The organism is Sphingomonas sp. 4RDLI-65, from assembly GCF_049472435.1.
Lineage (GTDB): Bacteria > Pseudomonadota > Alphaproteobacteria > Sphingomonadales > Sphingomonadaceae > Sphingomonas.
The window spans coordinates 328490-355369 of sequence record NZ_JBCEBT010000002.1 but is presented as its reverse complement, the minus strand read 5'-3'; the positions used below and the strand labels follow the sequence as shown (position 1 = coordinate 355369).

General features: G+C 65.0%; 28 protein-coding genes, 1 tRNA gene, 1 pseudogene and 1 riboswitch. Of the genes and pseudogenes, 17 read left to right on the top strand and 13 right to left on the bottom strand.

All coding sequences use genetic code 11. From position 1 onward, the window contains the following. Nucleotides 1-27: 27 nt before the first annotated feature. Together VH567_RS06655 and folK are read right to left on the bottom strand one after the other, a co-directional pair. A tRNA-Lys gene (locus VH567_RS06655) sits at nucleotides 28-103 on the bottom strand. Between the two features lie 21 nt (nucleotides 104-124). Then, nucleotides 125-634, bottom strand: a complete 510-nt coding sequence (folK, locus tag VH567_RS06650; RefSeq protein WP_423324379.1) for a 2-amino-4-hydroxy-6-hydroxymethyldihydropteridine diphosphokinase — start codon at nucleotides 632-634, stop codon at nucleotides 125-127. Between the two features lie 22 nt (nucleotides 635-656). Between folK and VH567_RS06645 the strand changes: the two genes are divergently transcribed. Then, nucleotides 657-1397 (top strand): uracil-DNA glycosylase, encoded by a 741-nt coding sequence (locus tag VH567_RS06645; protein ID WP_423324377.1) that lies wholly within the window; start codon nucleotides 657-659, stop codon nucleotides 1395-1397. Here VH567_RS06645 and aguB read toward each other — a convergent pair. After that, nucleotides 1385-2233, bottom strand: coding sequence for an N-carbamoylputrescine amidase (gene aguB, locus VH567_RS06640; protein ID WP_423324375.1), 849 nt, complete (start codon nucleotides 2231-2233; stop codon nucleotides 1385-1387). The genes VH567_RS06645 and aguB overlap by 13 nt on opposite strands. 191 nt (nucleotides 2234-2424) lie before the next feature. Between aguB and ung the strand changes: the two genes are divergently transcribed. The 6 genes and pseudogenes from ung to VH567_RS06610 all read left to right on the top strand — a co-directional run bounded on the left by ung (nucleotide 2425) and on the right by VH567_RS06610 (nucleotide 4957). Beyond that, entirely contained in the window at nucleotides 2425-3123 is a 699-nt protein-coding gene (ung, locus tag VH567_RS06635) for a uracil-DNA glycosylase (protein WP_423324373.1), read from the top strand. Further along, nucleotides 3120-3419, top strand: coding sequence for an alkylphosphonate utilization protein (locus VH567_RS06630; protein WP_423324371.1), 300 nt, complete (start codon nucleotides 3120-3122; stop codon nucleotides 3417-3419). The genes ung and VH567_RS06630 overlap by 4 nt, the downstream gene beginning before the upstream one ends. Before the next feature lie 57 nt (nucleotides 3420-3476). Further along, nucleotides 3477-3626: pseudogene (locus VH567_RS06625) on the top strand (Txe/YoeB family addiction module toxin); the annotation flags it as partial. 40 nt (nucleotides 3627-3666) lie between these two features. Further along, a complete protein-coding gene (locus VH567_RS06620) occupies nucleotides 3667-4035 on the top strand; it encodes a type II toxin-antitoxin system ParD family antitoxin (protein WP_423324369.1) in 369 nt (122 codons plus the stop codon). Continuing rightward, entirely contained in the window at nucleotides 4032-4319 is a 288-nt protein-coding gene (locus VH567_RS06615; protein ID WP_423324367.1) for a type II toxin-antitoxin system RelE/ParE family toxin, read from the top strand. The genes VH567_RS06620 and VH567_RS06615 overlap by 4 nt, the downstream gene beginning before the upstream one ends. A gap of 341 nt (nucleotides 4320-4660) precedes the next feature. After that, nucleotides 4661-4957 carry a DUF3892 domain-containing protein gene (locus VH567_RS06610; RefSeq protein WP_423324365.1) on the top strand — a complete coding sequence of 99 codons (297 nt, stop codon included), beginning with the start codon at nucleotides 4661-4663 and terminating at the stop codon, nucleotides 4955-4957. A 45-nt stretch (nucleotides 4958-5002) separates the two neighbouring features. Here VH567_RS06610 and thiC read toward each other — a convergent pair whose 3' ends face one another. The 7 genes from thiC to VH567_RS06575 form a co-directional block, all read right to left on the bottom strand. Further along, nucleotides 5003-6922, bottom strand: a complete 1920-nt coding sequence (gene thiC, locus VH567_RS06605; RefSeq protein ID WP_423324363.1) for a phosphomethylpyrimidine synthase ThiC — start codon at nucleotides 6920-6922, stop codon at nucleotides 5003-5005. A 39-nt stretch (nucleotides 6923-6961) separates the two neighbouring features. Beyond that, nucleotides 6962-7071: riboswitch (TPP riboswitch) on the bottom strand. Nucleotides 7072-7474: 403 nt separating this feature from the next. Then, on the bottom strand, nucleotides 7475-8344 hold the full coding sequence (locus tag VH567_RS06600) for an outer membrane protein (protein WP_423324361.1): 870 nt from the start codon (nucleotides 8342-8344) through the stop codon (nucleotides 7475-7477). Nucleotides 8345-8422: 78 nt separating this feature from the next. Further along, nucleotides 8423-9472 carry a ferritin-like domain-containing protein gene (locus tag VH567_RS06595; protein WP_423324359.1) on the bottom strand — a complete coding sequence of 350 codons (1050 nt, stop codon included), beginning with the start codon at nucleotides 9470-9472 and terminating at the stop codon, nucleotides 8423-8425. A 49-nt stretch (nucleotides 9473-9521) separates the two neighbouring features. Continuing rightward, the gene (locus tag VH567_RS06590; RefSeq protein ID WP_423324357.1) at nucleotides 9522-10541 is read right to left on the bottom strand and encodes a ferritin-like domain-containing protein; all 1020 of its coding nucleotides are present in this window, start codon (nucleotides 10539-10541) and stop codon (nucleotides 9522-9524) included. 411 nt (nucleotides 10542-10952) lie between these two features. After that, complete coding sequence (locus tag VH567_RS06585; RefSeq protein WP_423324355.1) at nucleotides 10953-11816, bottom strand: MipA/OmpV family protein; 864 nt, start codon at nucleotides 11814-11816, stop codon at nucleotides 10953-10955. A 69-nt stretch (nucleotides 11817-11885) separates the two neighbouring features. Beyond that, nucleotides 11886-12320, bottom strand: coding sequence for a DUF2141 domain-containing protein (locus VH567_RS06580; protein ID WP_423324353.1), 435 nt, complete (start codon nucleotides 12318-12320; stop codon nucleotides 11886-11888). After that, nucleotides 12241-13041: a sterol desaturase family protein gene (locus VH567_RS06575; protein ID WP_423324351.1), complete on the bottom strand. Its 801-nt coding sequence runs from the start codon at nucleotides 13039-13041 to the stop codon at nucleotides 12241-12243. The genes VH567_RS06580 and VH567_RS06575 overlap by 80 nt, the downstream gene beginning before the upstream one ends. A gap of 524 nt (nucleotides 13042-13565) precedes the next feature. On the opposite strand from VH567_RS06575, the gene VH567_RS06570 reads away from it, so the two are divergent. Then, nucleotides 13566-14420 (top strand): CsgG/HfaB family protein, encoded by an 855-nt coding sequence (locus tag VH567_RS06570; protein WP_423325005.1) that lies wholly within the window; start codon nucleotides 13566-13568, stop codon nucleotides 14418-14420. 127 nt (nucleotides 14421-14547) lie between these two features. Further along, nucleotides 14548-14760 (top strand): hypothetical protein, encoded by a 213-nt coding sequence (locus VH567_RS06565; RefSeq protein ID WP_423324349.1) that lies wholly within the window; start codon nucleotides 14548-14550, stop codon nucleotides 14758-14760. On the opposite strand, the gene VH567_RS06560 is transcribed toward VH567_RS06565, so the two are convergent. Beyond that, complete coding sequence (locus VH567_RS06560; RefSeq protein ID WP_423324347.1) at nucleotides 14744-15304, bottom strand: GNAT family N-acetyltransferase; 561 nt, start codon at nucleotides 15302-15304, stop codon at nucleotides 14744-14746. The genes VH567_RS06565 and VH567_RS06560 overlap by 17 nt on opposite strands. A gap of 314 nt (nucleotides 15305-15618) precedes the next feature. On the opposite strand from VH567_RS06560, the gene crtY reads away from it, so the two are divergent. From crtY to VH567_RS06540, 4 genes are all read left to right on the top strand, one after another. Beyond that, entirely contained in the window at nucleotides 15619-16779 is a 1161-nt protein-coding gene (crtY, locus tag VH567_RS06555; RefSeq protein WP_423324345.1) for a lycopene beta-cyclase CrtY, read from the top strand. A 2-nt stretch (nucleotides 16780-16781) separates the two neighbouring features. Beyond that, nucleotides 16782-18260, top strand: coding sequence for a phytoene desaturase (locus VH567_RS06550; RefSeq protein WP_423324343.1), 1479 nt, complete (start codon nucleotides 16782-16784; stop codon nucleotides 18258-18260). 182 nt (nucleotides 18261-18442) lie between these two features. Beyond that, nucleotides 18443-19024, top strand: coding sequence for a TIGR00730 family Rossman fold protein (locus VH567_RS06545; protein WP_423324341.1), 582 nt, complete (start codon nucleotides 18443-18445; stop codon nucleotides 19022-19024). Nucleotides 19025-19190: 166 nt separating this feature from the next. Further along, nucleotides 19191-20138 carry a phytoene/squalene synthase family protein gene (locus VH567_RS06540; protein ID WP_423324339.1) on the top strand — a complete coding sequence of 316 codons (948 nt, stop codon included), beginning with the start codon at nucleotides 19191-19193 and terminating at the stop codon, nucleotides 20136-20138. A 75-nt stretch (nucleotides 20139-20213) separates the two neighbouring features. Here VH567_RS06540 and VH567_RS06535 read toward each other — a convergent pair whose 3' ends face one another. Continuing rightward, on the bottom strand, nucleotides 20214-20444 hold the full coding sequence (locus VH567_RS06535; protein WP_132734700.1) for a hypothetical protein: 231 nt from the start codon (nucleotides 20442-20444) through the stop codon (nucleotides 20214-20216). 121 nt (nucleotides 20445-20565) lie between these two features. On the opposite strand from VH567_RS06535, the gene VH567_RS06530 reads away from it, so the two are divergent. Then, complete coding sequence (locus VH567_RS06530; protein ID WP_423324337.1) at nucleotides 20566-22395, top strand: ABCB family ABC transporter ATP-binding protein/permease; 1830 nt, start codon at nucleotides 20566-20568, stop codon at nucleotides 22393-22395. Nucleotides 22396-22880: 485 nt separating this feature from the next. Here VH567_RS06530 and VH567_RS06525 read toward each other — a convergent pair whose 3' ends face one another. Further along, on the bottom strand, nucleotides 22881-23954 hold the full coding sequence (locus VH567_RS06525; protein WP_423324335.1) for a type I restriction endonuclease: 1074 nt from the start codon (nucleotides 23952-23954) through the stop codon (nucleotides 22881-22883). A gap of 165 nt (nucleotides 23955-24119) precedes the next feature. On the opposite strand from VH567_RS06525, the gene recQ reads away from it, so the two are divergent. The 3 genes from recQ to VH567_RS06510 are packed head-to-tail and all read left to right on the top strand — an operon-like array spanning nucleotide 24120 to nucleotide 26709. Continuing rightward, nucleotides 24120-25889 (top strand): DNA helicase RecQ, encoded by a 1770-nt coding sequence (recQ, locus tag VH567_RS06520; protein WP_423324333.1) that lies wholly within the window; start codon nucleotides 24120-24122, stop codon nucleotides 25887-25889. Further along, the gene (locus VH567_RS06515) at nucleotides 25886-26314 is read left to right on the top strand and encodes a TIGR01244 family sulfur transferase (protein ID WP_423324331.1); all 429 of its coding nucleotides are present in this window, start codon (nucleotides 25886-25888) and stop codon (nucleotides 26312-26314) included. Before recQ ends, VH567_RS06515 begins: the two co-directional genes overlap by 4 nt. After that, a complete protein-coding gene (locus VH567_RS06510; RefSeq protein WP_423324329.1) occupies nucleotides 26311-26709 on the top strand; it encodes a hypothetical protein in 399 nt (132 codons plus the stop codon). Before VH567_RS06515 ends, VH567_RS06510 begins: the two co-directional genes overlap by 4 nt. Nucleotides 26710-26880: the final 171 nt, after the last annotated feature.

Here is a 26880-nt window from a genome sequence, read left to right as displayed (position 1 = left end):
TTCGGCCTAACGACATGGGCCGTGCGATGGTGGGTCCGCCGGGGCTCGAACCCGGGACCTCTCGATTAAAAGTCGCTTGCTCTACCAACTGAGCTACGGACCCCCGCCATCGTGGACCGCGCACCTAATCGCGTGGCCGCTTTCGGTCAACCACATGTGCCAATTGACGTATCGTCCGCCCGGTCAGCGGATCGCGCCAGGTCGGGACGAGGCTTGCGAGAGGGCCGAGCACGAAGCCGCGGGTGCGGAACGCCGCGTGCGGTACGGTGAGGCCGGGCGACGACCAGGCGCCGCCCGACCAGAGCACGATGTCGAGATCGAGTACGCGGCTGCCCCAGCGGCGCCCGGCGCGGCGGCCGGCTTCGCGTTCGATGCGCTTGAGGCGGACCAGCAGCGCGCTCGGATCCTCGGCCGACTCGATCAGCGCGACCGCATTGGCATAGCGGCGATTCGACGGCCCGAGCGGCGCGCTGGCAATGATCGGCGACTGCGCGACGACCCGGCCGACCGCGTTTAGCGCGGCGACGATCTCGCGCTCGGGCGCACCGTGCCGACCGCGTCGATTGGAGCCGAGCGCGATGGCGTAGGTGGTTGCGACCTGCGCGATCGGCGGGAGCGGGGTTGCAGGCGACATTTGGTCCGCCTAGCGCAATCCCATGGATTCCACACCTTACCCCACCGAACTTCCCGACGCCGCGATCGACTCGACAGGCGAGGTCGACGTCACGACCGTCTTCGTGCCCGTGTCCGCCCTGCCCGACACCGAGCCGCCGCATGATTGCCCGCTCTGCCCGCGTCTGGTCGGGTTGCGCGAGACGTTGCGGACCGAGTTCCCGACATGGTGGAACGCCCCCGTCCCCGCGTTCGGCGATCCCGCCGCGTGGCTGGGCATCATCGGCCTCGCGCCCGGCAAGCATGGTGCGAACCGTACCGGGCGCGCGTTCACCGGCGACTTCTCGGGCCAGTTCCTGTTCGAGACGCTCGAGCGGTTCGGGCTCGCGACGGGCACCTACGCGGCCAAGGCGGACGACAAAGTCGCGCTCGACGGCGCGATCATCCTCAATGCGGTGAAGTGCCTGCCGCCCGAGAACAAGCCGACGCCCGAGGAAATCCGCACCTGCCGCCCGTTCCTCGAGACGCAGGCCGATGCGGTGCCGAGCGCGCGCGTGTTCGTGGCGCTGGGGCATATCGCGCATCAGTCTGCGGTGAAGATGCTCGGCGGACGGCTGCCCAAGGCGCGGTTCGCGCATGGCGCCGAGCACCGCATGCCCGACGGCCGCATCCTGATCGATAGCTTCCATTGCTCGCGGTATAACGTGAACACCGGCGTGCTGACCGCCGAGATGTTCGACGCGGTGTTCGCGCGGGCGCTGGAGTTGCGCGGTCAGATGTCCTGAACGAGGCGGCCGTACAGGTCGGGGCGGCGATCGCGGAAGAAGCCGAACGCGGCGCGGTGGCGCTTGACGATGTCGAGGTCGATCGTCGCGGTGATCACGCCTTCGTCGTCGCGGCCTAGCTCGGCGAGGATGTCGCCGCGCTCGTCGGCGATGAAGCTGGTGCCGTAGAAGGTCTGGCCGTGCTCGACGCCGACGCGGTTGGCGGCGACTATGGGCACGACGTTGCTGACCGCGTGGCCGACCATCGCGCGACGCCAGAGCCGGGCGGTGTCGAGCGAGGTGTCGTGCGGCTCGCTGCCGATCGCGGTCGGGTAGAACAGGATCTCGGCGCCCATCAGCATCATCGCGCGGGCGGTTTCCGGGTACCATTGGTCCCAGCAGACGCCGACGCCTAGCTTCCCCGCAGGATGTGGCCAGACCTTGAAGCCGGTGTTGCCGGGGCGGAAGTAGAACTTCTCTTCGTAGCCGGGGCCGTCGGGGATGTGGCTTTTGCGGTAAACGCCCTGGATGTTGCCGTCGGGGCCGATCATCGCCAGGCTGTTGTAATGATGCGGGCCGTCCGCCTCGAAGAAGCTGGTCGGGATGGTGACCTTGAGCGCTTCGGCGAGCGCCTGCATCGCGAGCACCGCCTTGTGTTCGCCGACGGGGGCGGCGTTGGCGAAGAGGCCCTCGTCCTCGACGCGGCAGAAATACTCGCCTTCGAACAGCTCGGGCGGCAGGATGACCTGCGCGCCGTTTGCGGCGGCCTCGTGGACGAGGCGCGAGACGTTGGCGATGTTGCGGTCGATGTTGGGCGTGAAGCCCAGCTGCAGCGCGGCGACGGTGATTGCGGTCATGACGGCGCATATAATGGGGCAAGGCGCGGAGTGCGAGCCTTTCGCGCCAAGACCCAGAAGGTCGCCGTTCCACCGCGGAGGCGGGGGTCCAGGGTTGCGGACGGTATCGCTTGTGATCCTGGGCCCCCGCCTTCGCGGGGGAACTAGCGCGGTAATTGACACCACCCTGCCCTGTCCGACATGCGCCGGGGATGATTGATCATAAGCTGCCCCCAAGCTGGCAGGCACTCACTGCCGAGTTCGAGGCGCCGTACATGCAGGCGCTCGATGCATTCCTGGAGGCCGAGCGCGCGGGGGGCGCTCGCGTCTTTCCGGAGGATGCGGACCGGTTTCGGGCGCTGGAGCTGACCCCGCTCGATCAGGTGCGGGTCGTGATCCTGGGGCAGGATCCGTACCACGGCGAGGGGCAGGCGCACGGGCTGAGCTTCTCGGTGCGGAAGGGCGTGCGGACGCCGCCTAGCCTGGTGAATATCTATAAGGAGCTGGAGGCGGATCTCGGGATCCCGCGGGCACGCCACGGCATGCTCGATCATTGGGCGGCGCAGGGCGTGCTGTTGCTCAACGCGGTGCTGAGCGTGCGGATGGGGGAGGCTGCGTCGCACCAGAAGCGCGGGTGGGAGCGGTTTACCGATGCGGTCATTGCCGCCGTGAACGCGCAGGACAAACCGGTCGTGTTCCTGCTGTGGGGGGCGTATGCGCAGAAGAAGGCGGCGTTCGTCGATGACGTGACGAAGGGCGGGCGGCACCTGGTGATCCAGTCCGCGCATCCTTCGCCGCTGGCGGCGCGGACCGGGTTCTTCGGATCGCGACCGTTCAGCCGGGCCAACGCCTTTCTCGAAACCCATGGGCGCACCCCGATCGATTGGGCGCTGCCGGAGACCGACCGATGAGCGACGAATACATCTATGACGAAGCGACCGGCGAGTGGGTCGCCGGCGGTGCTACGACGGCTGAAGCAGCGGATGACGGCGCGGTCGTGGTGCGGGATTCGGTCGGCAATGTGCTCGCGGATGGCGACCAGGTGACGCTGATCAAGGACCTGACCGTGAAGGGCGCTGGCCAGACGCTCAAGCGTGGCACGGTGATCAAGTCGATCCGGTTGACCGGCGACGCGCAGGAGATCGACTGCCGGTACGAAGGGATCAAGGGGCTAGTGCTGCGCGCGGAGTTCGTCCGGAAGCGGTAGGTCTGAGGAATGGCCGGCGTCAAAGGTTACGATAAAGTCACGCTCGGGAACGGCGCTGCCCGCACCGGCAAACCCGAACCGCTCGGCGGCAACCTGTCGGGCTGGTGGTCGCGCCGGATCAGCCACGAACACCGGCTGGTGTACCGCGTGATGGGTAGCGCCGATGCGCAGACGGTGCAGGTCGCGCAGTGCCGGTATCATTATTGATGTGCTTGTCGCGTACCCGGCGAAGGCATAGGATCGGAACATGGCACAGATCAGTGTATCTCTTCCTAACGACCTGATGGCTTGGGCCGATCGGCAAGTTGCTGAGGGTCGCTATGAAAGTGTCGGTGCCTATATCATCGATCTCATTGCGCGCGATTTGGATCATGCCAAGAAACTGGCGGCGTTAAAGGCTGCCATCGAGGAGGGTCTTGCTTCGGGGGTGAGCGAGCGCGATCCGTTCGATTACCTTGACGATCTGCGCACCGGCGACAGTGGTTCGCTCGATGCACTTCGGCGGTCCTGGGCTCAAGGCATTGACAGCGGCGCTCCCGTCGACGGCAATTTCGATGCCGAAGATATCGCCCGCCGCGGTGGCCAATCCCGTGAGGCGATCCGCAAGCACGGATGAAGATCCGTCGCCTTCCGCAGGCGATACGCGATGTCGACGACATATGGCTGTATATCGCGCGGTACGATCCCGATGCGGCAACGCGACTGGTCGAGCAACTTGTATCGAGTGTGGCTCGGTTAGCGGACTATCCCGAAAGTGGTCCGGCCCGGCCTGAGATCGGGGGTGGAGCAAGAAGCATCACAGTTGGCAACTATCTCGTGCTGTATCGAGTCGAGCGCGATAGCGTCGATATCGTACGGGTCGTGCATGGTACCCGGGTACTGGATGTGCTGGCGCAGTAATTACACCTTATAAGATTTGAGTTGCCACGCTGATCGTGTGCGCAACGCATCGAAGGAAGGTTTAGGGACGGCCAACATCTTTCATGTACAAAGCCAGCATTAATTTCGAGCAAAATTTCTGTCTTGACTGAAATTTATCATAAAATTCCTAAGCTCTTACAAAGTATAGCTTTTCGTTATGTTGCGCAGTCGACATAATGCAGATCATTTCGCCATATCTTAGTAATGGTAAAAATGAACAATACTCAATTTTCTCATTCGGGATAATGCTTGTTGGGCTCGATTGTCGGCGACCTAAGAAAACGAGATATTGGACTAGGTAACAACCGATACATTACCAGATGGGAGATATGACTTTGGCCAATAACGCGCAAATTCAATGCATCAATAAAACTGATCGCAGCAGTGCACACGATCGAATCACGAATGTCGGGGGTGCTACTCCTTCACGCTGGAAAATGACGCAAACTGAGGCAATTGCTGCAATTGAAGGGGGAAGTTGGCAGTTTTACGTCAGCGTAGCTGGATCGAGCGTGTGGGTCATCGTAGCGGTTTCGGCGAGTGGTAACAAATACCTCAAAACGCAGAATGACGGTGAGCAACCGAATAACTTACTAAGCTTACCCGAATGTCCCTGAGGCAAGATGGACCGATAATCGACTTTTGATTACCGGTCGATTTTCTTACTCCGCTGGCAGGTAGATCTCGCTGCCTTTTTCACGGAATTTTTCGCTCATGTCGGCCATGCCCTTTTCCGCATCGGCATGGCTGCCCTTGGCGAAGATCGCTCGGTCGGTGTCGGTTTGATCGACGTCTGCGGCCAGGAACGTGTCAGCCGGGCTGTTCTGCTTGGCCGCGAAATTTCGCACCTCCTGCGTGATCTTCATCGAGCAGAATTTTGGGCCGCACATCGAGCAGAAGTGGGCGGTCTTGGCACCCTCCGCTGGCAACGTCTGGTCGTGGTATTGTTCGGCCGTGTCCGGGTCGAGGGAGAGGTTGAACTGGTCTCTCCAGCGGAACTCGAACCTTGCGCGGGACAGGGCGTCGTCGCGCATCTGGGCGGCGGGGTGGCCTTTGGCGAGGTCGGCGGCGTGGGCGGCTAGTTTGTAGGTTACGACGCCGACCTTTACGTCGTCGCGGTCGGGGAGGCCTAGATGCTCTTTCGGCGTGACGTAGCAGAGCATTGCGGTGCCGTACCAGCCGATCATCGCGGCGCCGATGCCGCTGGTGATGTGGTCGTAGCCGGGGGCTATGTCGGTGGTGAGCGGCCCTAGCGTGTAGAAAGGTGCCTCTCCACACACTTCGAGTTGCTTGTCCATGTTCTCCTTGATCTTGTGCATGGGCACGTGGCCGGGGCCTTCGATCATGACCTGGACGTCGCTCTTCCATGCTCGATGCGTAAGTTCGCCTAGCGTGTAGAGTTCGCTGAACTGGGCTTCGTCGTTGGCGTCGGCGATGCTGCCGGGGCGCAGGCCGTCGCCGAGGCTGTAGGCGATGTCGTACGCCTTCATGATCTCGGTGATCTCGTCGAAGCGCTCGTAGAGGAAGCTCTCCTTGTGGTGGCTGAGGCACCATTTCGCCATGATCGAGCCGCCGCGCGAGACGATGCCGGTGACGCGTTTCGCGGTCATCGGGATGTAGGCGAGGCGGACGCCGGCGTGGATCGTAAAGTAATCGACGCCCTGCTCGGCCTGTTCGATCAGCGTGTCGCGGAAGATCTCCCAGGTGAGGTCTTCGGCGACGCCGCCGACCTTTTCGAGCGCCTGGTAGATGGGGACGGTGCCGATCGGGACCGGCGAGTTGCGGAGGATCCATTCGCGGGTGTCGTGGATGTTGCGGCCGGTGCTGAGGTCCATCACCGTGTCGGCGCCCCAGCGGATCGACCAGACGAGCTTGTCGACTTCGGCGGCGACGTTACTGGCGACCGCGCTGTTGCCGATGTTGGCGTTGATCTTGACCAGGAAGTTGCGGCCGATCGCCATCGGTTCGGATTCGGGGTGGTTGATGTTGTTGGGGATGATCGCGCGGCCGCGGGCGATCTCGTCGCGGACGAATTCCGGGGTTACGAAGTCGGGGATCTGGGCACCGAAGCTTTCGCCATCGCGCTTGTAGTCTTTGAGCATGGCGCGGCCGAGGTTTTCTCGGGTGGCGACGTATTCCATTTCGGGGGTGATGATGCCGCGGCGGGCGTAGTGCATCTGGCTGACGTTGTGGCCGGGTTTGGCGCGGAGGGGGCGCTTGATGGTGGCGGGGAACTGGGGGACGCCGCCGGAGCGGTCCGGGCCGAGCTGGCCGTTGTCTTCGGGGCGGAGTTCTCGGGCTTCGTAGGATTCTACGTCGCCTCTTGCTTCGATCCAGGCGCGGCGGAGTTGGGGGAGGCCGGCGTTGATGTCGATCGTCGCGCGTGGGTCGGTGTAGGGGCCGCTGGTGTCGTAGACGCGCAGGGGGGGCTCGCTGCACGACGGGTCGAGGACGATCTCTCGCATGGCGACGCGGACGTCGGGGCTGGAGGGGACCGCTACGTGGATTTTCCGGGAGCCTCGGATCGGGCCGGTGGTTACGCCGATATCTGCTGTCGGGGTGCGTGCTTCGATGTCGGCCATGCGCTTGCTCCTAAAGGTCTCGGAGCAAGGATTGCGGTTCTGTGGCGACCGCTCCCTCCCTCCGCCGGTATCAACCGGATCAGGTTCAGCGGGTCGAAGGCTCCTGCCTTCCTCTCAAGCGCGGATAAGCGCTCCCCCGGGGTGGGGTGAGCATAGGCGGCTTGGGGTCGGGTGCAATGGGAAATTTGGCGGTCGTTGAGAGCGAGGGCAGTGATTATTGCACGCTCGATAAGGCTTCACCCCGGCGAAGGCCGGGGCCCAATTGGGGGACGGCGATAACGACGCGATGTGCTTCGTTATATCCACCTTGCCAATTGGGCCCCGGCCTTCGCCGGGGTGGTGGTAGCGCGGGTGGTGGGTTTCTGACGGTGAGCGCACGCTTTCGGAAGCTAAAAAGGCCGCTGCCCCCGGTTTGGGGCAGCGGCCTTTTCGACGTGTATAAGTGATCGCATCCCCTCGCCCGTTCGTGCTGAGCGTAGTCGAAGCACCTGGGTTTGGGACTTACCCTTCGACTTCGCTCGGGGCGAACGGGAGGTGGAAGGCGCTTCTACCTCAGAATCTAAACGACACCGTCCCGCGCAGGCTGTGCCAGCGCAGATAGTCGTCGCTGCGGCGGAAGCTGGTGCCGCTGGTGTTGGGGGCGATCAGGAAGGGGTTGTTGGCGAGCAATACCGGGCTGCCCGCGAGCGTCTGCCCGGCGGTGACGCGGACGCGGGCGTCGTTGTCCTGATATTGGTGGAACATGTATTCCATGCCGATCGAGATGTTCTTGGTCAGCTTCTGTTCGATGCCGCCGCCGCCGAGGATGCCCCACTGGTTCTTCGAGCCGGTCGCCGCGAACGCGTTGGCGGTGTTGGTGGTGAAGAACAGATTGTCGATCTTGGCATAGCCGGCGCCGAACGTGCCGTAGAACAGCGTCGTGTTGACCGCATAGCCGGCGCGGCCGCGGACCGAGGCTTCCCAGTCGACCTTGCGCGCCATCGTGTAGCTGGCGGGGGTGGTCGAGAAGCCGGAGGTGCTGTCGGTGATGTCGGTCTTGCCGAATTCGCCGACGACGCCGACGACGATGTTGCCGCGCTGTGCGTCGAAGCCGGCGCGGCCGTAATAGGCCCAGCCGTCATCGTCGTTGCGGCAGCCATAGGCCGCGGCGCCGGTGCGCGCGGAGCCGTTGCAGAAGCCCGGCGAGAAGGCGTTGGCGCCGGTGATCGTGTTGACGTTCTCGTTGAAATTGCCATCGCCGTTGCGATCGAACAGGATCGACGAGCCGACGTCGTTGGGCTGCACGTCGTAGCCGCCGGCCGCACCGATGTAGACGCCCGAGAACGGACGATCCTCGGTCACTTCCTGCGCGGCGGCGGGAACGGCAAAAATGCCCGCGGTGGCGAGGCCGGCGAGCATGGTGAGCGTCGTGAAGTTTTTCATGGTCGTTCCCCAAACGAGGATCGCGGCGCTCCTGAATGCGCCGCGATCCGAGGTTTCTGATTTAGTCGGTGGCTGCGATCACGCGTTGGCGCCGCTGGTCCGCAGTGAATCGAGGCGGTTGTTGGTCCCGTTAGGGAAGAAGCCCCCGCCGATCTTTGCGGTGTTGGTCAGGTAGACGATGTTGTGCACCTGAGCGACCGAGCGGCTGTACGCCAGGCCGTTGGCATCGGTGGGCACGATGTTCGAGATCGTCGGATCCGACCCGGTGATGCCCTGATCGTCGTCGCCGATCACACCCGTCGTCGCATTGTCGACGGTGCCGTCGAGGCTGTCGCGTGCGTTGCTGATCTGGTTGGCGGCGGTAATCAGCGACGGGATCGGGTTCGGCGTCTGCAGCCCCTTGCGGTACAGGATCGTGCGGATGAGCCCTGCGTGATACGCCTCTGCCGCGAGGATGCCGGCGGCCGCCTCGAGATAGGTCTTGTTGGCGATCAGCGGTGCTGCGCCCTTGTAGGCCGAGACGCCGACGTCCTCGAAGATGTACGCGCCGAGCAGGAAGCTGTTGTCGTCGGCATAGGGGTTGAACACACCCGTTGCACCGATGACACCGGCTGCGCGGGCGGCCGCGGTGAACGCACCCGGCGCGGCTGCCGTGCCGACCGAGATGTCGATCGCGGGCTGGGCGACGGCGGCGGTGCCGAGGGCCGAGCGCAGAAAGGCGACGTGTGCGATTTCGTCGATCGCGATTTCGCGCGCATATTCACGGACGACGGTGTCCTGGAACGGCACCTGTGCACCGCCGGTGACCGCACCCTGCGTACCGATGCCGGTCAACAGGCTGGCGTTCAGGCCGACGCCGAATGCCGCGAACGCGTAGAACTGCGCCTCGAGATATTCGAGGTTCAGTGCGACGTTGAGCACATCGGCATCGTTGAGCGCCGCTGCCGGGGTCGGCGTAGGAGTCGGTGCGGGCGCGAGATCGGAATCGTCGTTGCCGCATGCCGCAAGCAGGCTTGCACCACCGATAGCGAGAGCCGAGCCGCCGGCGAAGCGGAGGAAGCCGCGGCGCTCGTTACGGCGGGCGGCGATCGCATCAAATATCTCGAGCTTGGTATTGAGATCGGTCATTGGGTTAATCCCCTGAATATCGAAGAAGGCGCGCGGTCGGTCTGAGCGATCAGACCGCTGCGTTGCTCGTCTTGACGTTGCCGTTCATGCCGGCCGGGAAGAACCCGCCTGCGGAGGCTGCACCACTGTTGAGGTACACGATGTTGAGCACCTGGCTCGGCGAACGGCTGTACGCGACGCCGTTGCTGTCGAGCGGGACGATGTTCGACACGGTCACCGCGGCCTGCGTGGTGGCCAGGTTGATCGGCGTCGCGCTGTACGACGAGATGCCCTGATCGATATCGTTGGTGCCGAAGATCGTCGTGTTGGCGCCACCGCCGTCGAGGCTGTCGCGCGCCTTCGAGATCGCATCGGCCGAGGTGCGCAGCGACGGCGTCGCGATGCCCTTGCCGTATAGCGTCGTGCGGACGATCGCGGCATGATACGCCTCGACCGCGAGCAGGCCTGCGGCGGCCTCGAGATATGCCTTGCTGGTCAGCAGCGGCGCGGCGCCCTTGTACGCGGTCACGCCGACGTCCTCGAAGATGAACGCGCCGAGCAGGAAAGCCTCGTCGGTCGCGTAGGGATCGAACGCGGTGCCGGCTGGGACGAGCCCGGCGGCCTGTGCTGCGAGCGAGAAGGCGCTGGTCGGCGAGACGCTGACGTCGATCACCGGCTGCGCGACGGCGGCGGTGCCGAGCGCGGTGCGGAGGAACTTGACGTGGGCGATCTCGTCCTGCGCGATCTCACGCGCATATTGCGAGACGATCGGATCGGTGAAATTGACCTGGCGGCCACCGCGGACCGCACCCTGCGTACCGGTACCGCCGAGCAGGCTGTTGTCGAGCCCGGTGCCATAGGCGGCGTAGGAGTAGAATTGCGCCTCGAGATATTCGAGGTTGAGCGCGAAGTTCAGGACGTCCGCATCGGTGACGGACTGGGCCGACGCCGCACTGGAGAAGGAGAGCGCGGTCGCACCAGCTGCGGTGATCGCGGCGGCGCCCAGCGCGTTCTTGAAGAATTCACGTCGCTCGCTGCGCCGTTCCACTCGCGCATCGAGGGCTTCGATCAGGTGCACGCTCTCGGTCATATCAGGGTCCTCCCCTTGTTGTTGCGGACGTCGAAATGCTCTGCGGCAGCCGCGCAACAAACTATGTTTCACCTGGCCCCGTTCTACCGGAACTCAGGCGCAACACGCTCTGTTACGGACATAAAAAAGCCGTCCGCGTCGAGTAACGACTGCGGAAGACGTTTGGATGCGGGTTTCAAGACCCGGGTCGAAATAATTCTATTTTGGAAGGGATTGGCGCCTGAACCGACGGGTGAACCGAAGGGCGAGGCCGCCATCATCGAGTGGCTGAACGGATTCAGGGCTCGAGCAGTTTTACCGCGCAACCGTCATCCCCGCGGAGGCGGGAATGACGGCTATCAGGGGTCAGATAGCGTCGGTCGGGCGGTGCAGGTCGCACCGGGCGGTCATCGCTTTTTAGGCCATCGCTTTTTAGAAGGTGTACGTCAGGCCGACTGCGCCGAGCCACTGGTCGGCATCGCCGACGTCGGCGACGATCGGGCTGTCCTTGTACCTGCCGACCATGCGGCCGTAGAGCACGCCGGCACCGACGCCGAAGCCGTGGCGCAGATCGCCCGAGAGGCTCTGCACGACGAACAGCGATGCGTTCACGCGGCGGAAACCGCTGTCGTTGACGTCGTAGGTGCGCAGGCCGCTGGCGAGCGTGCCGATCGGCGTCACCGCCGCATAGGTGCGACCGAAGCCCTTGCCGGCATAGTCCGCGGCGACGCCGAGCGAGACGAGCGTGCGGACCGACAGCGGCGTGGTGTAGTTCACCTGTGGGGTGATGACATAGCTGTCATAGGTGCCCGACACGTCGTGGACATAGGCGACGCGCGCGGTGAGCGTGTCATAGTCGCTGGTGATGACGCCGGTGCGGGCGATGCCGACATAGCCGCCGAGTTCATAGGCGGTGTCGATCTTGCCGAGCGCGCGGACCTGGCGGTTGTCGATATCGCCGGTGCGATCGCGACGGACGCCACCGATGACGCCGACTTCGTAGTTGATGCCGACCTCACCCGTGTTCGGGATCAGGTTGAAATAGAGCTGCGTGCCGCGGAGGAAGAAGTCATGACCGCGCACCGTGCCGACGAACGCACCGGCAGGGGTGAAGGAATTGCTGTCCGCACCCTCGTAATCGGGCATCGACACCACGCCGAGCGCGACCGTGACGCGGTTGTTGTCCGCAGGGTCGGTGATCGTCGGCGACGGGTTGGGGTCGGTCTGGGCGAAGGCAGGTGTGGCGACGCCAAGCACCGCGATTGCGGCAGACGTGAAGAGAGAGAATGCGCGCAAGGAAATGCTCCGGAGAAGAAGGTTCCATCGCGGAACGCCGTGGGAGTGGTTTTGGTCCGTCATGATTCGTCAGAAGATGTAACGCATCTTCACCTGTTGCATTTCAGCATCACCGGCGACCATGAACCGGGCTGCGGAAAAGCGTGGCGGACCGAACCGGACCGCGGCGTTGCGCGAGAAGCCATAGCCTTCGCGCGGGATGCCCGCGATCGTATCAAGCTTCGCGTTGCTGTTCTCGTCATGAATGACCGCGAGCGCATAGCCGCGCTGCGGAAGCCCCGGGAAACTGGTGGTATGAACACTTGCGGGCAGCGACCGGGTCAGCGCGTTGGCATCGTCGACGCAGGCCGGGAAATTATCGGGATCGGCGGTGAGGCAGATCCGGATTATACCCTTTGCCGAACGGAGATTGTCGATCTCGACGTCAAGCCGCGTGACGGGGGCCGCCGCTGCCAGCGTCAGCCATGCCAACGTGCCCGCCACCACGAGCGGCAGCTTTCGCATGCGCCTTGGTGAAGTCGCCGAGTCCCTTATCGGTGCCGCAGAGCCGATCCCAAAAGCGGAAATATAGGCCATAGTTGCACCCGTATTGTTCATGATGGCGCTGATGGTGACTCGCCGTGATCAGCCAGCCGCCCAGTGCGCCCCGCCACATGAACCGGGGGAAAACCTCCCACCCCATGTGATTGGTCACTCCCATAACGGTCATGATCGTCAGTACCAGACCCAGCGCGCCGACATTGATCGGAATTAAGAACACCAGTAGCGGAATTATCACAGCGCCGGTGATCGCCTCGATCGGGTGAAACGCCATCGCCGCCCATGCAGTCGGCGGGCGGCTGGCGTGATGCACCGCGTGCGCGAGCTTGAACGGTTTCGGCCGGTGCATCCAGCGATGCGTCCAGTAGAACCAAGTGTCGTGCGCGAACAGGAAGGCAAGCACGGAGACCGGCAGATACCAGAGCGGGTAGGCGTGGACGTCGGTGTAAATCTGCGTCCAGCCGCGATTCTGCCAGCCCCAGGCGACTATTCCGGCGGGCACGCCGTAGATCGCGGCCGAGGCGATGCTCCACCAGATTTCGCGCCGCATCTGCGCATCGAGCCCGCGGTAGAGGCCGGGATGGCGCGCGCGGGTTGCCGCAGCGAACGCGCCTGAGACGATGAAATAGCGGACACCGACGATGGCGGTCATCGCAATCGCGGAGAGGAGGATGGCGAGCCACATGAGGCGCTTATAGGGGATTTCCGAGTGTGGGGTAATGGGGTTGCGCAGGCCGGAGACGCCGCGCGCCGTACCCGCTGCGAAAACGACCACGGGCGACGGCGGCGACGACGCGGATTTTCACGTAGCGGCGGTGATCGGCAGGCGCCTTTACGCCGCGCCTCCAGCAACCGGCACATTCCGGAAGCTTAAATCGCTGCGAGTCGGAGCGCGTACGGCAATACTCTTAACTATAGTCGCTCCCGAAAAAGGTGATCCACTACAACGGGATAGCGTATCTTCGCCTGTATTCTTCGCACCGCTTGAAAATATCGTCGCGGTGCCCCGAAATTTGGCCGATACAGTTTGCGGAGAAATTCGGGGGAGGGACTATCGTGCCTGTGAAGACGATGACGATCGCCATGCTTTCGAGGGCCATGCTTGCGGGGGCAGCGCTTGCGGGGACGACGACGATCCTGGCGGTGCAGCCCTCCGCCGCGCAACGCCTCGCCAAGCCGTCGGGCACGCAGAAGACGCAGGAGACGACGATGAACGACGTGCCCCGCTGCGCGCGGAAGCTGGGCACGGTGTCGGTGATGGATGGCGACGACCCGTCGGCGTGGACGCAGTTCCAGCTGTCGGGTCCGCAGAAACTGATCAAGGTGCTGGTCCAGCGATCGGGGTGCTTCAACCTGGTCGATCGCGGATCGGGCCTGAGTGCGGCGCAGCGCGAGCGCGACATCGGCGGCAACCTCGGGCTGCAACGCCAGTCCAATGTCGGGCAGGGCCAGATCAAGGCCGCCGACTATGTCCTGATCGCCGAAGTGCAGGCGTCGAACCGCAATTCGGGCGGCAGCGGGATCGCCGGCGGGATCGGCGGGCTGCTCGGCGGTCGCGCGATCGGCGGGCTGATCGGCGGGGTCGGCAGCAAGAAGATGGAGGCGAACACCGTGCTGTCGCTGACCAACGTGCGCACCACCGAGACGATCTCGACGGTCGACGGCTATGCGGCGAAGAACAGCCTGAGCTTCGGCGCGGGCGGCGGCGGATTCTTCGGCGGTGGTGCGGCGGGCGCGGTCGGTGGCGGCTATGACAATACCGATATCGGCCGGATCGTGACGCTCGCCTTCATCCAGGCGTACAGCAAAATGGTGACCGAGCTGGGGCTGGTGCAGCCCGGCGACGCCGGCACCGCGCAGGCCGCGCCGAAGAAGACGTTTACGGCACAAGGACCCGTCGCGATGCGCGCGGCGGCGTCGGCGACGGGCAAGATCGTCCGCACGCTGCCGCCCGGCGCGATTGTCTTCCCGACCGGACCGCAGAGCGGGCTTTGGTGGGAAGTCGCCGACGAGAACGACAATGTCGGCTGGGTGCTGAATACCAAGCTGGCGCCGTCGCAATAGGGCGCGGTCGGCTGGATCCTAGGGATACCCGCCGAATCCCCGGGGTGCGATAGGCTCTATGCAGGGGGCGGGAAAATGATAGCCTCCCCCTCCAGAGCAGGATGACCTGCCAATCGGAGAGTGATGCATGGCAGACCACGGCGCCGCGCGCGGGGATATCGGTGGGGAGACTGGCCGGGATATTCGCCAGGATACCGGCAAGGACCATAAGGGGCTGATCTATGTGATCGCCGGCAGCATCCTGGCGCTGGGGCTGGTGTTGATGGCGTTCTACGACCGGGCGGGCGATCCGATGCCGATCGCGTCGGTACAGAAGCCGGTTCTCACCGCACAGAAATAATCGCGGGATCCGCCGCGGACGCCGTGCGGTCGAAGATCAGGATCGGTGCGTCTCGGTACGTCCCTTCCGTGCGCAGGCGGTAGCCCAGGCGCTCGGCGAGGCGGATCGAGGGGGCGTTGGCGGGATCGATGATGCAGGTCGTCGCGGGGATACGCGCGTCGGTCCAGGCGAGGATCGCGGCGAGCGCTTCGGACGCGTACCCCCGGCCTTGCGCGTCGCCGGTGAGCGTCCAGCCGACCTCCGGTGTGGCGTCGATCGCGGGCTCGATCGCGCGGCGTGCCTCGATCAGGCCGAGTTCGCCGATCAGGCGGCCGGTGGTCGTGTCGCACGCGATCCAGCTGCCATAGCCGAACAGCGTCCATTGGCCGATCGAGCGGAGCAGGCGGATCCACACGTCCTCGCGCGACCGGGGCTGTCCGCCGATCATCGTATAGACGCGGGGGTCGGTCCACATCGCTGCACAGTCTTCGAGGTCGGTGGCGGCGTGGCCGGTGAGGGTCAGGCGGGCTGTGGTCAGCGTGGGGGCGGATGCTGGGACGGACATGGGGCGCAGCTTAGTCATGCAGAATGGCGGATGAAACCGCCCTCACCTCTCCGACGCCTGAAGGACACGGCGTTCATCCTCACGATCCTCCCCCGCAAGGGGGAGGTGGCGCCGTAGGCGACGGAGGGGGAGGACGACGCAACGAGGATTATCGCTTACCGCCCCCTCCGTCTGGCAAGCGCCAGCCACCTCCCCCTTGCGGGGGAGGATCGTGGGCCCTGCCCTCAGGCGATCCCGGCAACGCAGGTTGTCTTCGGCGGTGATTGCCTTGCAAAGGTTGTTTTCGGGGCTCTCGCTTTGCGCTAGTCGGAGGCATGGCATCGACGATCTCCTGCGACGTCGCGATCGTTGGCGCGGGTTTGGCCGGCGGGATGATCGCGCTGGCGCTGAAAGCAAAACACCCGGCCTTGGACGTGCGGCTGATCGACTCGGCGCAAGACGTCGGCGGCAATCATCTGTGGTCGTTCTTCGGCAGCGACGTGGCGCAGGCGGATCGCTGGATCGTCGCGCCGCTCGTGGTGCATGCATGGCGTGGGTATGACGTCCGCTTTCCGGCGCACGCGCGGACGATCGACGCGACCTATTATTCGATCGAGAGCAGCAAGCTCGACCGCGAAGTGCGGCGTGTCCTGCCTGTGGACGCATTGATGCTCGGGCGGAAGGTGTCGGGGGCAAGTGCGACCGCGGTGGTGCTGGCGGATGGCGACCGGATCGAGGCGACCGGCGTGATCGATGCGCGCGGGCCGGGCGACCTGTCGCTGCTCGATCTCGCGTGGCAGAAGTTTCTCGGGCGCGAACTGGCGTTGAGCGTGCCGCACGCAAGCCCGCGGCCGATGGTGATGGACGCGACGATCCCGCAGATCGACGGGTATCGGTTCGTGTATTGCCTGCCGTTCAGCGCCGACCGGATGTTCGTCGAGGACACCTATTATAGCGATACGCCCGATCTGGACGTGCCGGTGATCGGCGCGAGGATCGATGACTATGTCGCGGCACGCGGCTGGGACGTCGAACGCGTCGTTCGCGAAGAGTCCGGCGTGCTACCGGTCGCGATGGGCGGCGATTTCGAGGCGTATTGGCGCTCGGGCGGTGCGAAGGTCGCCAAGGCCGGGATGCGCGCGGGGATGTTTCATCCGACCACTGGGTACTCGCTGCCAGACGCCGTTCGAACCGCTTCGATGCTGGCCGGGCTCAACGATTTCTCGGGCCCCAAGCTGCACGACGCAACGCATGCGATGGCGCGGGCGACGTGGAAGTCGCGCGGCTTCTACCGGATGCTCGACACGATGTTGTTTCGCGCGGCGGAACCGGAGGAACGCTACCGTATCCTCGAACGCTTCTACCGCCTCTCACCTTCGCTTATCGGCCGTTTCTATGCCGGACGCTCGACCCTGACCGACAAGGCGCGCGTTCTGACCGGCAAGCCCCCCGTCCCCATCGTGCGCGCCGTCCGCGCCATCGCAGGCAGTATGTAATCATGAAGACCGCAATAGTCATCGGCGCAGGTTTCGGCGGGCTGGCGCTCGCGATCCGGCTGCAATCCGCGGGCGTGCAGACGACGATCGTCGAAAGCCGCGACAAGCCGGGTGGGCGCGGGTATTTCTGGGAGCGCGACGGGTTCACGTTCGATGCGGGGCCGACCGTCATCACCGATCCGGATTGCCTGCGCGAACTGTGGGCGCTGACCGGGCGCGACATGAGTGAGGACGTGACGCTCGATCCGGTGCTGCCGTTCTACCGGCTGAACTGGCCCGACGGGACGAATTTCGATTACACCAACGACGACGTGCAGATGCGCGCCGAGATCGAGAAGCTGCATCCCGGCGACTGGGCTGGGTATGAGAAGTTTCTGCAATATTCGGCGGGGGTGTTCCACGAGGGCTATGAGAAGCTCGGCCATGTCGCGTTCCTCGACTTCGGGTCGATGATCAAGGCGGCGCCGGCGCTGGCGAAATATCAGGCGTGGCGGTCGGTCTATTCGATCGTGTCGAGCTTCGTGAAGTCGGAGAAGCTGCGCGAGGCGTTGAGCTTCCATACGTTGCTGGTCGGCGGCAATCCGATGACGACGAGCGCGATCTATGCGCTGATCCACAAGCTGGAGCGTGACGGCGGGGTGTGGTTCGCGCGGGGCGGGACCAATCGGCTGGTGGCGGCTTTGGTGACTCAGTTCGAGCGCTTAGGCGGCGTGTTGCGGCTCGACGATCCGGTGACGTCGATCGAGACTCTGGGCGACCGCGCGACCGGCGTGACGACCGCGAGCGGCTGGTCGGGTCAGGCGGATGCGGTGGCCGCGAACAGCGACATCATGCATACCTATCGCGACCTGCTGGCGACCTCGCGTAGTGCGAAGCGCAAGACGGGCTCGCTCGAGCGGAAGAAATATTCGCCGTCGCTGTTCGTGGTGCATTTCGGGATCAAGGGCACGTGGCCGGGCATCCCGCACCACATGATCCTGTTCGGGCCGCGCTATAAGGGGCTGCTCGAGGACATTTACGACCACGGCGTGCTGAGCGAGGATTTCTCGCTGTATTTGCACCATCCGACCGTGACCGATCCGTCGCTGGCGCCGGAGGGGCATTCGACGTTCTATGCGTTGGCGCCGGTGCCGCACATGGGGAAGTTCCCGGTCGACTGGGACGAGATCGCGCCGATCCTGGAGAAGCGCATCCTCGACGAGATCGGGCGGCGGTTGATCCCGGACATCCACGAGCGGATCGTGACGAAGTTCTCGTACGCGCCGAAGGATTTCGCGCAGGATCTGAATGCGCATCTGGGGTCGGCATTCTCGCTGGAGCCGGTGCTGACGCAGAGCGCGTATTTCCGCGTGCACAACCGCGACGAGCATATTCCGAATTTGTACTTCGTGGGGGCTGGGACTCATCCGGGGGCGGGCATTCCGGGGGTTGTGGGGAGTGCGAAGGCTACGGCTCGGCTGATGCTGGAAGGCGAGAAGTAAGGTTTGTTCGCGCAGAGGCGCAGAGGACGCTGATGTGTTGCGCTTGTCGCGGAGCGACCTTCCGCCAATCGGAACTGGGCGTTGATGCCCGTTCCGGGCGATTCTCCTCCGCGCTCTCTGCGCCTCTGCGCGAACAAAATCTTCCCTTGCGGCACCCCGCGCGCATCCCGTAGCGGTGCGGAATGAAGAGACTTGCTGTGTATTGCGGGTCGGCTACGCCGGCTGATCCCACCTATATCGAGGGCGCTCGCGCGCTGGGGCTGGCCTTTGCCGAGCGGGGGATTGGCCTCGTTTATGGCGGTGGGCGGACCGGGCTGATGGGCGCGATTGCCGATGGCGCGCTTGAGGGCGGCGGCGAGGTGATCGGGGTTATTCCGCAGGCGCTGGTAGATGCGGAGGTTGCGCATCGCGGGCTTACCGAGTTGCACGTCGTCAGCGGCATGCATCAGCGGAAGCAGATGTTCACCGATCTCTCGGACGGGTTCGTCACGATTCCGGGCGGGACGGGGACGATGGACGAGTTGTGGGAGGCGCTGAGTTGGGCGCAGCTTGGCTATCATGCGGATCCAGTCGGGTTGCTGAATACCGCGGGCTATTACGATCACCTGATCGCGTTCTGGGAGAAGATGGGCGAGGTCGGGTTCCTGCGGCCGCAGCACCGGGACCTGCTGATCGTGGCGGATACGCTGGACGCGCTGCTCGACCGGATGGCCGCCCACGTGCCGACGCAGCCGATCGTGCGGATGAACGCGTCGGATTTGTGAGGTTGACGGCTCACTCCCTCACCTGCCGCCACCCCAAAGCTCGCCGCCACCCCGGCGGAGGCCGGGGCCCAGTTTGGAAGGCTGGGGTAACGGTGCGCAGCGCCAGCCAAATCTTGTCCCCCAACTGGGCCCCGGCCTTCGCCGGGGTGGTAGAAGAGGTGGGAGCATGACCTCCCCCCTCCCCTCGCGCGAAGCGATCGTCACTACCGCGCATGAGTCGATCTCGCGCGGGTCGAAGAGTTTTGCGGCGGCCAGCCTGTTGTTCGACAAGCCGACGCGGGAACGCGCGTGGCTGTTGTATGCGTGGTGCCGGCGGTGTGATGACATCGCGGATGGGCAGGATCATGGCCACGGCATGACCGTGGTCGACGATGCTCCAGCGCGGTTGGTGGCTTTGTCGGCGATGACCGAGCAGGCGCTGGCCGGCGAAGTCGTCGGTGAGCCGGCATTCGATGCGCTGCGCATCTTCGCGGCCGAGACCCGGCTGCCGAAGCGGTTCGCGCGCGATCTGGTCGAAGGGTTTGCGCTGGATGCGCGCGAGTGGCGGCCGCGGTCGGAGAACGACCTGTACAAATATTGCTACCATGTCGCGGGCGTCGTCGGGTGCATGATGGCCGTGGCGATGGGCGTCGATCCCGAGGACGAGGACACGCTCGACCGTGCGTGCGACCTGGGGATGGCGTTCCAGCTCGCCAATATCGCGCGTGACGTCGAGGAAGATGACCGGGTCGGGCGGTGTTACCTGCCCGAGGACTGGCTGGTCGAGATGGACTTCCCGCCGGGGCAGCACATGAAGCCGCCGTTTCGCTCGCGGCTCGCGGTGCTGACGCGGCGGATGGCGGATCGGGCGGCGGCGTTCGAGGCCAGCGCACGCGAGGGGACGCCGGCGCTGTCGTTTCGTTCGGCCTGGGCGGTGTTGTCTGCGGCGGGGATCTATGGGGCGATCGGGCGTACCGTTGCGGCTCGGGGGGAGCATGCGTGGGATCACCGCGTGACGACGTCGGGGATGCAGAAGCTGGGGTTTATCGTGACGGCGGCGCGCGAGGCTGCGCGGCGGGATACGCTGTATCCGCGGACTGCGCGGGATGCACGGTTGTGGACGCGGCCTCGGTGATGGACGCCTGAGCAAGCTTGTTCTCCCGCGAAGGCGGGAGTCGAGTCTGGATCCCCGCCTTCGCGGGGAAACAGTTCAGCCCTGCGGCTTGGCCTTGCCGACCTTCGCCATGGCCATGCCGCTCGCACGGCAGTTCGCGCCGATCATCGGGTAGGGAACGTCGGTATTCTGCGCCAGCTGGTCGGGCAACGCGGCGCGGCACTGCGCCATCGTCTCGTAGCGCGCCGGGATCACGCGAGCCTCGGTGCAGTTCACATTGCCGTCCCCGCAACCCATGATCGCCATGACGTAGAACAGCGGTTCCATTTCACTCTCCGGTTGCGACGCGCCGTTGCGGCAGGACGTGTCGATAAAAGCGACGAAGTGGCAGGATTGTTCCCCCAAATGCTTTTACCGGGGCTTGACTGCGCCTACATCGCGTCGATCCATGCCCCCTGATACCTACACCTCCACCCGCGCGGACCAGCCCCTGCTGCCGACGCTCCGCCGCTTCCTGCCGTTCCTGTGGCCGGCGGGGCAGCCCAAGCTGAAGGCGCGGATCGTCGTCGCGATGCTGCTCGTCATCGCGTCGAAGCTGATCCAGGTTTTCGGCGCCGCGTTTACGCTCAAATACGCGGTCGACCGGATGGCGGGGAACGATCGCACCGCGCTGACCTTGGTTGTGCTGCTGGTGGTCGGGTATGCTGCGTCGCGGTTCGGGACGACGTTGTTCGACAATCTGCGCAACGCGGTGTTCGAGCGGGTCGGGCAGGATGCGTCGCGGCGGCTGGCGGCGCAGGTGTTTCGTCATCTGCATGCGCTGAGCCTCGATTTTCATCTGTCCAGACGGACGGGTGCAGTTACCAAGGTGGTCGAGCGCGGCACCAAGAGCATCGACACGATGCTGTATTTCCTGCTGTTCAACATCGCCCCCACCGTATTCGAGCTCGTGCTGGTGCTCGGGCTGTTCTGGACCAAGTTCGGCTGGCCGCTGGTCGTCGCCACGGTGGTGATGGTGGTCGGCTATATCGCGTTCACGCGGATGGTGACCGACTGGCGCAATGCCCTCCGAGCACGCATGAACGACCTCGATACCGGCGCGGTCGCGCATGCGGTGGATTCGCTGCTCAACTTCGAGACGGTGAAGTATTTCGGCGCGGAGGAGCGCGAGGCACGGCGCTACGACAGCGCGATCACGGCGTATTCCGAGGCGGCAGTGAAAAGCGAGAATTCGCTGGCTTGGCTGAACCTCGGGCAGGCGCTGATCACCAATCTGATGCTGGCGGGCGGCATGGGCTTCGTCGTGTGGCGGTGGAGTCGTGGGCTCGCGTCGGCGGGCGACGTGGTGTTCGTGTCGACATTGCTGGCGCAGCTGTTCCGGCCGCTCGACTTGCTGGGGATGGTGTATCGCACGATCCGGCAGGGCGCGCTCGACATGGCGGCGATGTTCGACCTGATCGATACGCCCGCGACCGTGGTGGATGCGCCGGGCGCGCCTGCGCTGGCGGTGAGCGCGGGGCATGTCCGGTTCGAGAACGTGTCGTTCGGGTACGACGCGGGGCGGCCGATCTTGCGCGACCTGGAGTTGGACGTGCCGGCGGGATCGACGCTGGCAGTGGTCGGGCCGTCGGGTGCGGGCAAGTCGACGCTCGCGCGGTTGCTGTACCGGTTCTACGACCTGACAGGTGGGCGGATCACCGTCGATGGGCAGGATATTTCCGAGGTTCGGCAGGCTTCGTTGCGCGCGGCGATAGGCATCGTGCCGCAGGATACGGTGCTGTTCAACGACACGATCGGGTATAATATCGCGTATGGCCGCGAGGGGGCAGAGATGCCCGAGGTCGAGGCGGCGGCGAAGGGTGCGGCGATTGCTGGCTTCGTCGAGCGCCAGCCGCTTGAGTATGAGACACGGGTCGGCGAGCGTGGGTTGAAGCTATCGGGCGGCGAGAAACAGCGCGTGGCGATCGCGCGGACGCTGCTGAAGAACCCGCCGATCCTGATCCTGGACGAGGCTACGTCGGCGCTGGATAGCCGGACCGAGGCGGAGATCCTCGATACACTAGAGGCGATCGAGCGCGGCCGCACGACGATCGTGATCGCGCACCGGCTGTCGACCGTGGTGCATGCGGACCAGATCGTCGTGCTGGAGGCGGGACGGATCGTCGAGAAGGGCACGCATGGCGACTTACTGCGGCAGGACGGCGTGTATGCGGAGATGTGGAACCGGCAGGCGCAGGAGCGGGCTGGCGATGATGATGGAGCGTTGGCGGCGGAGTAGCGGCGTGGGCAGCCGCGCGTAGCCATCGGTCATGAGCGCGCGCGCCGCCGCGTCGGAGGTGTTCGGTGCTCTTCCCGTAAAGGAAGTGCGACGGCCGCATTCGAACGGCGACGTCCTCCTCCTTGTTCTCCCGCGAAGGCGGGAGCCCAGTCTGGGTCCCCGCCTTCGCGGGGAAACATGGAAGCGCAGAGCGTGGGTCTGCGCAATTCCCCACCCCGGCGGAGGCCGGGGCCCAATTGGGGGACGTTGCTAACGAACGGCAGCGCGTCGTTATTGCCACCTTTCCACTTGGGCCCCGGCCTTCGCCGGGGTGGTTGTGGGATGGGTGCCGGGGTGCAACCTAAAGGGAAGCGTCGCGATGTACGCAACCTCCTCTGTTCCCTCGCGAACGCGGAGGCTAGGAATTACAAGCGATGGCACTGCTTGGTCCTGGGCCCCCACTTTCGCGGGGGAACGGAAGAAGAGCGAGGACTGGTTGGCGCCCGCTACGCCGGGATCGAAGGGTCCAGCTCCCGTAACCGCGCCTCGATCGCTCCCGAATATTGATAGATGTGCGTCAGGTCGGACAGCAGATGGCGGGTCTCGTCCTTGCCGGCGAACATGCCGAGATACTTGGTGGTGATACCGTTGAAGTGCATCCGCGCGACCGTCTTGCGATTGTTGTCGTCGAGCAGGATCGCGCAATACGACTTCGCATCGCGGACGATTACACGCTTCGGGTCGACCAGCCGCGACGCGATCGCCTGGACGATGTGGAAGCCCGAAATCTCCTCCTGCGTGGTGACGATGCCGTCGCCGTCGGACGGGTCGTCGGACGCGCCCACGGGGAGGTCCTCGACCGGGCTCGATGCCTTGAGCGCGGACGACAGCCGTTCGTTGACGAAATCGCGGATCAGCGCGGCGATCGCGGGCGCGAGGAGCTTGGCGAACCCGTCCTTGATCGCGGGCGTCAGGCGCCCGCCATGGACCCGCTGCGCCATCATCCGGACGAACTCGTCGGAGGGCTCGGCGAACTCCTTTTCGAGTTCGAGGCGGATCAGCGACTGCGTCTTGAGATTGCCCGCCTCCTGGACGATCTTGTCGATGTCGAACGCGGCCTTGGTGAACTTCTCAAGCGTGCGGATGTCGGCGGGCTTGATCGCGTCCATCGTGAAGGTGAAGAACGGCTTGTCGTCCATCTTGTTCGGGCGCTCGATGTCCGAATAGAAGTGGTAGACGACGCCGTTGGTGAGCACCGCGAGGCGCGCGTCGGTGACGCTGAAATAGCGGAACAGCTGGCCGGCGTGGTTGACGTTGAGCTGGACCGAGGACGGCTTGCACTCGATCAGGATCGACACTTTCCCGCCCGCGCAGATCGCGTAGTCGACCTTCTCGCCCTTCTTCGTGCCGACGTCCGCGGTGAATTCGGGGACGACTTCGGACGGGTTGAACACGTCGTAGCCGAGCGACTGGAGGAACGGCATGACGAGCGCGGTCTTCGCGGCCTCCTCGGTCAACAGCACCTCTCGGTGTTCGATCGTGCGCTTCTGTAGTTCGGCCAGCCTGATACTCAGTTCCATGCGATTTCCCCCGTGAACATCGAAGGATGCGCAGGGAACAGACGCCGGTCCATGACGGTACCGAACAACCTGCGCCGATTTCGATCTAGTCGTCGCAGCGGCGTGACAGCAACGATCGTGGATCACGCATTGCGGCGAGGGCGATCGAACCCTAGGTCCGGGGCAATGGCACTCGACCCCCTTCCCGATCTCCAGCGCATCTTTGGCTTTCCTGATTTTCGTGGCGTGCAGCGCGATGTCGTCGACCGGGTGCTCGCGGGGCAGCGGACTCTGGCGGTGATGCCGACGGGGGCGGGGAAGTCGCTGTGTTACCAGCTGCCGGCGACGATGCTGGAGGGGACGTGCGTGGTCGTGTCGCCGCTGATCGCGTTGATGCATGACCAGTTGCGCGCGGCGACGGCGGTCGGGATCAAGGCGGCGACTCTCACTAGCGTGGATACCAATCGCGAGGAGACTATCGCGCGGTTTCGGGCGGGCGACCTAGACCTGCTGTATGTCGCGCCGGAGCGGGCTTCGAACGAGAGCTTTCGGAACCTCTTGTCGCAGGCCAAGCTCAGCCTCTTCGCGATCGACGAGGCGCACTGCGTCAGCGAGTGGGGGCATGATTTCCGGCCCGACTACCGGTTGCTGCGGCCGTTGCTCGACAGTTTTCCGGACGTGCCGCGGCTCGCGCTGACCGCAACCGCGGATGCCCATACGCGGGCGGATATCCTTGAGCAGTTGGGGATTTCGCAAGACGGCCTGATCGTGTCGGGGTTCGACCGGCCGAACATCCGCTATGCGATCTCGGGGCGCGACAACGTCAATCGGCAGATCGCGGATATCCTGGAGAAGATCCCGGGGCCGGGGATCGTCTACGCCCAGACGCGCGCGGCGACCGAGAAGCTGGCGGAGGCACTGGGGCGGAGCGGGCGGCCGACGCGGGCGTATCATGCCGGGCTCGACCCTCAGGTGCGCGCGAAGAACCAGGCGGATTTCGTCGCGAGCGAGGACATGGTGATCTGCGCGACGGTCGCGTTCGGGATGGGGATCGACAAGCCCGACGTGCGGTTCGTGTGCCATGCCGGGCTGCCGAAATCGATCGAGGCTTATTATCAGGAAACCGGGCGCGCGGGGCGTGATGGCGATCCGGCGATCGCGCACCTGTTCTGGGGGGCGGAGGATTTCGCGCGCGCCCGGCAGCGGATCGGCGAGGTCGAGCCCGAGCGGCAGGCGGGCGAGCGGCAGCGGCTGACCGCGATGGGTGGGCTGGTCGAGACCGCCGGGTGTCGGCGGCGGATCCTGCTCAAGCATTTCGGCGAGGAGCGGCTCGAGGATTGCGGGAATTGCGACAATTGCCTCGGCAATGTCGATGCGGTCGACGCGACCGAGACCGCGCGGAAATTCCTGTCGGCGGTGTTCCGGACCGGGCAGATGTTTGGCGTGGGGTATATCGAGGGGATCCTGACGGGGGTGTCGTCGGAGCGGAGCCTCATGAACGGGCATGAGGCGCTGTCGGTGTACGGGATCGTCGATGGCGACGAGGTGGCGTTGCTGAAGCCTGTGTCGCGCGCGCTGATGCTGAAGGATGCGTTGCGCACCAATCCGCATGGCGGGTTGGAGTTCGGGCCTGCCGCGAAGGCTATCTTGAAGGGCGAGGCGGCGGTTTCGATCGTCGTGCCGCCGAAGCGCGAGCGGCGGCGCAAAAGCGCGGCTGGCGCTGTGCCGAACCCCGTGGACGATCCGCTGTTCGAGGCGCTGCGCGTGCGGCGGCGCGATCTGGCGAAGGAAGCGGGCGTCCCACCGTATGTGATCTTTCACGATTCGGTGTTGCGTGACATGGCGGCGCAGCGGCCGGCGTCGCGGGCGGCCCTCGCGGTGCTTTCAGGCATTGGCGCGCGAAAACTCGACGCCTATGGGGATGCCTTCCTCCAGGTGATCCGCGAGTCCGCATGATACGGCAAATCAACGAAAGTATTTCGGTCGCGCCGCAGATTGCGGTCGACGACGTGGCGGCGATTGCCGCAGCGGGGTTCAAGTCAATCGTCAACAACCGGCCCGACGACGAAGATGCGGGGCAGCCTTCGGGTGAGGCTATCCGTGCCGCGGCGGAGGCGGCGGGCCTCAACTACGTCGCGATTCCGGTGACGCATGCGGGGTTTTCGCATCCGCAGATCGACGCGATGACGCAGGCGCTGGTCGAGGCGGACGGGCCGGTCCTGGCCTATTGCCGGTCGGGGACGCGGAGCTGTAATTTGTGGGCGCTGGCGGCGGCCAAGGCGGGGCGGAACCCGAACCTGCTGCTCGCTCAGGCTGAGGACGCCGGGTATGACCTGCGCGGAATCCGACCGATGCTGGACGCGCTCGCAGGGCCGCGATGACACCGGCGATCGTCGGCGGCATCGTGGCCGTCGTGGTGGTTCTGCTCGGGGCCCTGGGCTGGGTTTTCGTGCGGATGCGGCGAGTCGTGAAGATCGAGACGCCTGAGGAAGCCGCAGAGGCGGCGCAGGCGCAGCTTGCCGGATTTGCTGTAGCGGGCGCTGTGGTCGGGGCGGATGGCCGGGGGGCGCTAGCGATTGCGGACGATGGGCGCGTGGCGGCGGTCAAGCGGATCGGCAAGCGGTTGGCTGTGCGCGAGGTTTCCTGGCGGCGCGTGCGCGCTACGCGGGAGGGGATTCTAGTGGAAACCGGCGACCGGGCGCTGGGGGCTGTGATGCTCGCGCAGGTCGACGTGCTGGATATCCGGCGGTTGACGCCCAAGGGCGTTCGGGTTTAGCGACGCACGCGGTCGCTGGGGTTGCGGGCTGCGCGCACTTGCGTTGACCTCCGCTGCTCCGCCCCCTTTCCTCGCCCGTTCGTTCCGCCCCCCCCGTTCGTCCTGAGTAGCTGCTGAGCTTGTCGAAGCGGCGTATCGAAGGACAGGTTGGCGTGCGGAACCTATGCTTCG